Origin of the sequence: Puniceibacterium antarcticum (assembly GCF_002760615.1) — a bacterium.
GTDB classification, from domain to species: Bacteria; Pseudomonadota; Alphaproteobacteria; order Rhodobacterales; family Rhodobacteraceae; genus Puniceibacterium; species Puniceibacterium antarcticum.
This window is the reverse complement of the sequence record NZ_AWWI01000049.1, coordinates 39,213-46,184: the sequence shown is the minus strand read 5'-3', so window position 1 is coordinate 46,184 and position 6,972 is coordinate 39,213. Positions and strand designations below refer to the sequence as shown.

Below are 6,972 nucleotides of genomic sequence, written 5' to 3'. Positions count from 1 at the left end.
CACTCACCACAATGGCACATTGCGATGCCGTCAGGAGGGGCATCCACGCCATCAACAAAGCCAATCAAATTCATCAAAGAGTTCTTGCGAGGAGAGGGCCGTCCACATATGGCACATCAATGCCGACGGGGGGGCAATCACATCATCGATGCCCATCAGAGCCGGCAAGATATGATGGAGGTGTGCAATTGCGGTCACCGGTAGTTGTGTCTATACAGACTGGGTGCATGTATTGGCTGTGACAACTTAAGCTTATCACAACATTAGAAAAATCCTACTCAGTCGATGCTAGGAGGCATGGGACATGAAGATTGCAATTGCAGGCCTCGGCTATGTCGGCCTTTCGAACGCCGTCCTTCTGGCGCAGAACCATCCCGTGATGGCGGTAGATATCTCCGAAGCCAGGGTGAAGATGGTCAATGTCGGCAAGTCCCCCATCGTGGATAGCGAGCTTGAGGATTTTTTGGCCAACCGTCCTTTGCAGCTCAAAGCCACAACAGACGCCGCATCAGCCTATGCCGACGCCGAATACGTGATCGTAGCAACGCCCACAAACTATGATTCACAGAACAATTATTTTGACACATCCAGCGTCGAGACGGTGATCTCGGATGTGATGGCCGTCAACCCAAAGGCCACCATCGTCATCAAATCGACGATCCCCGTCGGCTATGTCCGCCACATCAGACGGGAAATGGAGACGGATCAGGTGATCTTCAGCCCGGAATTCCTGCGCGAGGGCCGTGCGCTCTATGACAATCTGCATCCCTCGCGGATCATAGTGGGCGAGCGTTCCGAACGGGCCCGGATCTTTGCCGATCTCTTGCTCGAAGGGTCCGAAAAGACGGATGTGAATGTGCTGTTCACGGATCCGGACGAGGCCGAGGCCATCAAGCTGTTCGCCAACACCTATCTCGCGATGCGGGTGGCGTTCTTCAACGAGCTGGACAGCTATGCGATGGCTGGCGGAATGAATTCACGCCAGATCATCGACGGTATCAGCCTCGATCCCCGCATCGGCGGGCATTACAACAACCCCTCCTTCGGCTATGGCGGCTACTGCCTGCCCAAGGACACCAAGCAGCTTCTGGCGAATTACGATCAGGTGCCGCAGAACCTCATCCGCGCCATTGTCGATGCGAACCGCACGCGCAAAGACTTTCTGTCCGACCAGATCCTGCTGCGCAGCCCCAAGGTTGTGGGCATCTATCGGCTGGTGATGAAGGCGGGGTCAGACAACTTTCGCCAAAGCTCCATTCAGGGAATCATGAAGCGCCTGAAAGCCAAAGGCATCGAAGTCATCGTCTATGAACCGGTGCTTGAGGAGACAGAGTTTTTCAAATCGCGCGTGATCGCGGATCTCGCGGCCTTCAAGGCCGAGGCGGATCTGATCGTGGCCAACCGGTTGACCGACGACATTGCAGACGTAAAAGACAAAGTCTTCACCCGCGATCTGTTCGGCGGGGATTGAGGGATTTGACCATGCAGACAGTGCTTGTCACCGGATCCGCAGGCTTCATTGGATATCATTTCTGCAAGAGACTGCTGGCGGATGGTTTTCGCGTTGTCGGCCTGGATGCACTGACTGATTATTACGATATCTCGCTCAAGGAGGCGCGGCACGCCATGCTCGCAGGTGAAGCGTTCACTCCGGTGATCGGGCGTGTCGAAGAGCCGGGGCTAGTCATGAGCCTGTTCGAGGAACATCGGCCGGATTACGTCGTACACCTCGCGGCGCAGGCGGGGGTGCGGTATTCGATCGAAAATCCGCGCTCCTATCTGGAAAGCAACATCACCGGTGCCTTCGAAATCCTCGAAGCGGCCCGGGCCTATCCGCCCACACACATGCTGCTGGCCTCGACCTCTTCGGCTTACGGCGCCAACACGCAGATGCCCTACAGAGAAACCGACAAGGCGGACCACCAGATGTCCTTCTACGCCGCCACCAAGAAAGCAATGGAGAACATGGCGCACAGCTATGCGCATCTATTTGATCTCCCGATCACGATGTTCCGTTTTTTCACCGTCTACGGGCCCTGGGGGCGTCCGGACATGGCCCTGTTCAAGTTCACCAAGGCGGTGCTCGAAGGCAAGCCGATTGATGTCTACAACCACGGCGACATGAAGCGGGATTTCACCTATATCGACGATCTGGTGCATGCGATCCGGCTGCTGATGAACGCGGTTCCCGAGCGGCCCCAGGATGGCATCGTGCCCGACGGCGACAGCCTCTCTCCCGTAGCACCGCACCGTGTCGTCAACATCGGAAATTCCAATGCTGTGCAGCTGCTGGATTTTATTGCCGCAATCGAGGCCGCGACTGGCATGTCGGCGACTCGCAATTTGATGCCCATGCAGCCGGGGGATGTGCCCGCCACTTGGGCGGATGCAACGCTTCTGCAAACGCTGACGGACTATAGACCCGGCACGGATGTGGCGGAGGGCGTGGCCAAGTTCGTCGCTTGGTACCGCGACTATTACCGCCCGAACGAGGCGGGCGCTTCGTCGTAAGGCGTACCAGCGCTTACAGGCTCCAGCACAAGCTCATGTACGCATGCGGATGACCTTGGCAGGGATTCCAGCCGCAATGGCCCCTGCAGGCACATCTTTGGTCACCACCGACCCCGCGCCGATCACGCAGCCATCGCCCAGCGTAACGCCAGCCGTGATGACCGCCTTTGTTCCGATCCAGCAGTCCGCACCGATGATCACGTCCCGTTCGACCATGTCCTGATCCGTGATCCGCTGATCTGCCGCCAGCCCATAATCGGCAGCGGTTATGAAACACCCCGGACCAAAGGTCGTGCGGGCCCCCACGCGGATCCAGCTGCTGCTGCGTCCGGCCCAGAGGGCGCAGTATTCCCCCACCTGTACCTTTTCACCAAGCGCGATCCTTTCACCGTTGCGAAAAGAGCTGTTTGGCGCCAGCCGCACATCCCGGCCCATCGTCAAGCGAGGACGCTGAAGCGCATGGCTGTAGCCGTAGTAATGCAGTATCCGGAAGGGATGGATCAGTACTTGGGGATGGACGAAAGACCGTAGGACACGCCCCAGCCGCGTCATCAGGCCATTTTTTTCCAATGCCATATCCCCGTCCCTGTTTTCGGCTCAGTCGTGATAACCGTAACCGTATTCCTGACCCATATAACGGCATTTATTCAGAATCACGCCCATCACGTTCGTCTGGCTGGCCAGTTCACGTTCGCACAGATCGATTTCCTTTATTGTGGTCGTCTCGGCCGCCGCGACAAGAAGCACGCAGTCGACCTGACCGACAAAGGCCATCGTATCGTCGGTCATCAGCATTGGCGGCATGTCAAAGATCGTCAGCGTCGGATCATAGCGCGCTTCGATCTCAGCCAGCACCTCTGCCACATGCGGGCCATTCAGCAGTTCGGCCGGATTGCGGCTGGGGCCAGGATTGGTCGCAATCGCGAGATTGTCGCCATGACGCATCGCGTTCTTCTCGAACGGCTCCGTCCCTTCCAGCACCGCTGCAAAGCTGATGTCACGTCTCACGTCCAAGGTGCTGCCAAGCCTGGGCCGCCGCAGATCAAGTTCGAGCAGTAGTGTATGCAGATCGGGCTGACGCGCTAGGCTGAAGGCCAAGTTGAGCGCCACCGTACTTTTGCCGCAGCCCGCAGAAGGCGAGGTGATGGCCAGTCGGCGCCAGTTGTTGGCCCGCATCTGCTGCAGCACACGCGTGCGCATCATGTCGACATCTGTCGCTGTGCTACCGCCCCGGAAGGCGACAATACGTTTTCGTTCCATCTGATCGCCGCTCAGCGTCAGCCCGGGCAGCGCCTGCCAGGCGGCCCTGACATCCCCAGAGGGTTCCCGTGGTGGCTCCGATGCTCGACTGCCAGAGGACGGGGCGTTCCCGCGGGCGGCACGTGCCTTTGCGATGGCGCTTTGTATCTTGTCCATATCTTCCCCTCAGGCCTGCGCAGCCGACGTTGGCAAAGCGAGATTTGCCAGACCGATACGCCGTCCAACAGCATTCAGAAGCTGGTCCAGCGGCATATACCATGTGTCCACCGCCCAGAGCGTAATGGGAATTCCTATCAGAAAGGTACCCAGGATGATAATGATCAGACTGCGGCGGCGCAGCACCTCATGGCGAGTGCGGTAGTAAGGCAGCGTCGCAAAGGCCTGGATCCCCAACTTTGCGGTCAGATCGGCAGGTCGGCGGATCCCTGCATTCAACAGTTCCAGCAGCACCACCATACCCAGACCCAACGCAATGCCACCACCAACCCCGCCGGCCGCGATCATGGCACGGTTGGGGCGTTCGGGTTCCTGTGGGACCACCGCCTGCTCGATGACTGAAATCCGCTGCCCCTTGGACAGCGCCTCGATCACGTCACCGGTTTCAGCGCGGGCCTTGTTTGCCACAGCCTGATCATATTGCGTGCGCACGTTGGCATAGTCGCGTTCGAGCGTATCGAGTGTGATCGCATTTCCCGGCGTTGCCTCGATCGAGTTGGCAAGATCTGCAAGCGTTGCCTCCACTTGGGCCCTTTGTGCAGCGTTGAAATCAAGCTGGCCGTCTATATCCGCCAATTCGACATCATACAGGCTCATCGGCGCGCCGTCACCAGACACCCCGGCACGGGCAATCTGGTTCTCGACCACCGCCTCTACCGCGGCGATGCGCGTTTCAAGCAGTTTGATCTTGGGGTTTTCGGAGGACAAAACCGCCCTGAGTCCGGACAGTTCGTCCCGAAGGCTTTGCAGCTGCCTTTGTTCAGGACTCTGGTCCTGAAACGGGGTGGTGCCTTGCATGGAGTTGGTCGTTTCGCGCAGGCTGACAACGCGGCTGCGACGGTCTTTCAGAGACGCGGCCTCCCGTTCAAGCTGGAGCAGACGCTCCTGGCTGGCAGCTTGCTGCGTACGCCGGAAATCAAGACTGTCGGGCAGGGCCTCCTGGTTTTTCTCCTTGAAGGACAGGATCGTGGCGCCACGCTGCGCAAGTTCCTTGTCCAGACGTGCCACTTCCTGCTCGAAGAATTCCAGCGTCTGGCGGGCGACACGCGTCCGCATGGCCACATCCTCGCGCAGGATCTGTGTGACAAGCTCGTTGGTAACGCTGGCAGCCAGGCTTGCTGAGGGCGCCTCGAAACTGACGGCAACCAAGGTTGCGCGCGCCGGGCCGCGCGCAACCGTTCCTCCTGTGGTAACAATCGAAATCCGCTTACGCATGTCTTCGACCAGGCTGTCGGCATCCAAAGCCTGCTGCGACTGTCCCGACTGGGGCGCATAGACCTGCAGGCGGTTGGCCATCTCGAGCAGCGTGTCCCGGGTCAGGATCCTTTGCTGGATGATTTCAAGCTGTTCGGTGGCTTCGGTCTTGACGGTCGAAGCCGCCAGATCATCGGGGATCTGTTCGGATTCCACCAGCAGCCGCGCCTTGGCGACGTAAACCGGCGGCAGAACCTTGGCGAGGGTCAGACCGATGGTAGAGCCAATCACCAGAAACAGCAGGAACCAGTGCAGGCGTCGCAGAAACAGGGAAAGATAGAACTTCAGGTCCATGATTTACTCGTCCGCCTTTATCTTCTGATGCTGTTCCAGAACCAGCACTGCCGCCGTTGTCTGGCTGGGGAAAAACACGCCGTCATCCAGCACCTGCTGCACCGTCACCGCTGTCACCTTCTGTTCGTCCCGGGTGAAAGCATAGACCATCGCAAGATCGCACAGCTGGTTGATCAGCCGCGGCACGCCACCCGTCGCCGCGACGATCAGCACGCAGGCCTCAGGGGTAAAGATCTCTGTTTTGGCTCCGGCCACCATCAGCCGATGGATGATGTATTTCTGCACCGTGTCCGCATCCATCGTCGACAGATGAAAGGCCGACGACACCCGCTGTGCAAACTGACGTAGGTCTGGGCGATGTATCATGTCGCGCAGTTCCGGCTGCCCCACCAGCACCAGCTGCAGCAGCTCATCCTTGTTGGCGTTTATGTTGGTGAACATCCGCAGCTCTTCCAGCGATTCGCGCGACATGTTCTGCGCTTCGTCGAAAATCAAAATGACCCGCCGTCCCGCAGCATATTCAGCGATCAGGAAGGTCTGGAACCGTCCGAACAGATCGACATAGCTATCCTGCGCCCCGGCTGGCTGGTCCAGCGATTGCAGCACCCAGCGCAGCAACTCGCCCCGATCACCATGGGCATTGGCGATCAGCCCTATGCGCACATCTTCACCGATTGAGCGCAGCAAATGGTGCAACAACGTGGTCTTGCCCGCTCCAACCTCTCCAGTGATCAGAGTGATCGGGGCACGGGTCATTATACCATATTCAAGCATGGCATAGGCCCGCTTGTGCTGATCAGACCAGAACAGGAAGTCCGGATCCGGTACCAGCGAAAAGGGTCTTTCCGAAAGCTTGAAGTAGGCGGTGTAAATGTCGAGAGTGCTGTTCATGCCAAGCCTGAAATCTGTCGCAGAACCTTATACCTCAGTGAACGCGTTAAACTGTGACCGTAACTTAAGACCAAACAGGGTTTGTTTCACCTACCTTGTATAATACCTCCGGACAAGCGCGAGACGCAGCCTGCGACCGCATAATCCAGATATCTGGAATCAGAGCGCAACGGGAAGCAGAAATCGCATCAAACCTGGACGCTAAAAACTGCAAAGCCGTATGATTTCTCTTCATTTTTAGCGGCATATGTTTACCATCCGCCAAGGAAAGCAGCCCCCATTTCTAATGTGACGCGCGAACTCTAACTCTGTTTTTATCGTTAACCCGCCCCAGGTCTGGATATGCGCTTGAAACATGCAGGCAGCAGCTCCTGTGGTCCTGTAGCGCCCAGATCAAAAAGGCTGGAAGGGATTGCGCCTTCCATCAACAATGCAACTCTAGCAGCGTTCGCGGACCTCACTTAGCAGCGCGCGCCAGTTGCATTTCGTCTTGGGGCCGACCTCATATTTTGGTGGGGCTGCAGTGCAGCCGATCATTTTTCAGGC

Annotated in this window: 6 protein-coding genes; 2 read left to right on the top strand and 4 right to left on the bottom strand. The window is 58.0% G+C overall.

The genetic code is table 11. The annotated features are described in order from the left end of the window. Positions 1 to 304 precede the first annotated feature (304 nt). Together P775_RS06560 and P775_RS06555 are read left to right on the top strand one after the other, a co-directional pair. Positions 305 to 1,471 (top strand): nucleotide sugar dehydrogenase, encoded by a 1,167-nt coding sequence (locus tag P775_RS06560; protein ID WP_099910228.1) that lies wholly within the window; start codon positions 305 to 307, stop codon positions 1,469 to 1,471. Positions 1,472 to 1,482: 11 nt separating this feature from the next. Then, positions 1,483 to 2,511, top strand: coding sequence for an SDR family NAD(P)-dependent oxidoreductase (locus P775_RS06555; protein ID WP_099910227.1), 1,029 nt, complete (start codon positions 1,483 to 1,485; stop codon positions 2,509 to 2,511). 33 nt (positions 2,512 to 2,544) lie between these two features. Here P775_RS06555 and P775_RS29370 read toward each other — a convergent pair whose 3' ends face one another. The 4 genes from P775_RS29370 to P775_RS06535 are packed head-to-tail and all read right to left on the bottom strand — an operon-like array spanning position 2,545 to position 6,426. Then, on the bottom strand, positions 2,545 to 3,087 hold the full coding sequence (locus P775_RS29370) for an acyltransferase (RefSeq protein WP_099910226.1): 543 nt from the start codon (positions 3,085 to 3,087) through the stop codon (positions 2,545 to 2,547). Positions 3,088 to 3,108: 21 nt separating this feature from the next. Then, positions 3,109 to 3,927 (bottom strand): CpsD/CapB family tyrosine-protein kinase, encoded by an 819-nt coding sequence (locus tag P775_RS06545; protein ID WP_099910225.1) that lies wholly within the window; start codon positions 3,925 to 3,927, stop codon positions 3,109 to 3,111. A gap of 9 nt (positions 3,928 to 3,936) precedes the next feature. Further along, entirely contained in the window at positions 3,937 to 5,535 is a 1,599-nt protein-coding gene (locus tag P775_RS06540; protein WP_099910224.1) for a GumC family protein, read from the bottom strand. 3 nt (positions 5,536 to 5,538) lie between these two features. After that, positions 5,539 to 6,426 carry an ExeA family protein gene (locus P775_RS06535; RefSeq protein ID WP_099910223.1) on the bottom strand — a complete coding sequence of 296 codons (888 nt, stop codon included), beginning with the start codon at positions 6,424 to 6,426 and terminating at the stop codon, positions 5,539 to 5,541. Positions 6,427 to 6,972: the final 546 nt, after the last annotated feature.

Bases quoted from the DNA above. Each gene is read 5' to 3' on its own strand.
- P775_RS06560 (WP_099910228.1), top strand. From the start codon at position 305: ATGAAGATTGCAATTGCAGGCCTCGGCTATGTCGGCCTTTCGAACGCC.
- P775_RS06555 (WP_099910227.1), top strand. From the start codon at position 1,483: ATGCAGACAGTGCTTGTCACCGGATCCGCAGGCTTCATTGGATATCAT.
- P775_RS29370 (WP_099910226.1), bottom strand. From the start codon at position 3,087: ATGGCATTGGAAAAAAATGGCCTGATGACGCGGCTGGGGCGTGTCCTA.
- P775_RS06545 (WP_099910225.1), bottom strand. From the start codon at position 3,927: ATGGACAAGATACAAAGCGCCATCGCAAAGGCACGTGCCGCCCGCGGG.
- P775_RS06540 (WP_099910224.1), bottom strand. From the start codon at position 5,535: ATGGACCTGAAGTTCTATCTTTCCCTGTTTCTGCGACGCCTGCACTGG.
- P775_RS06535 (WP_099910223.1), bottom strand. From the start codon at position 6,426: ATGAACAGCACTCTCGACATTTACACCGCCTACTTCAAGCTTTCGGAA.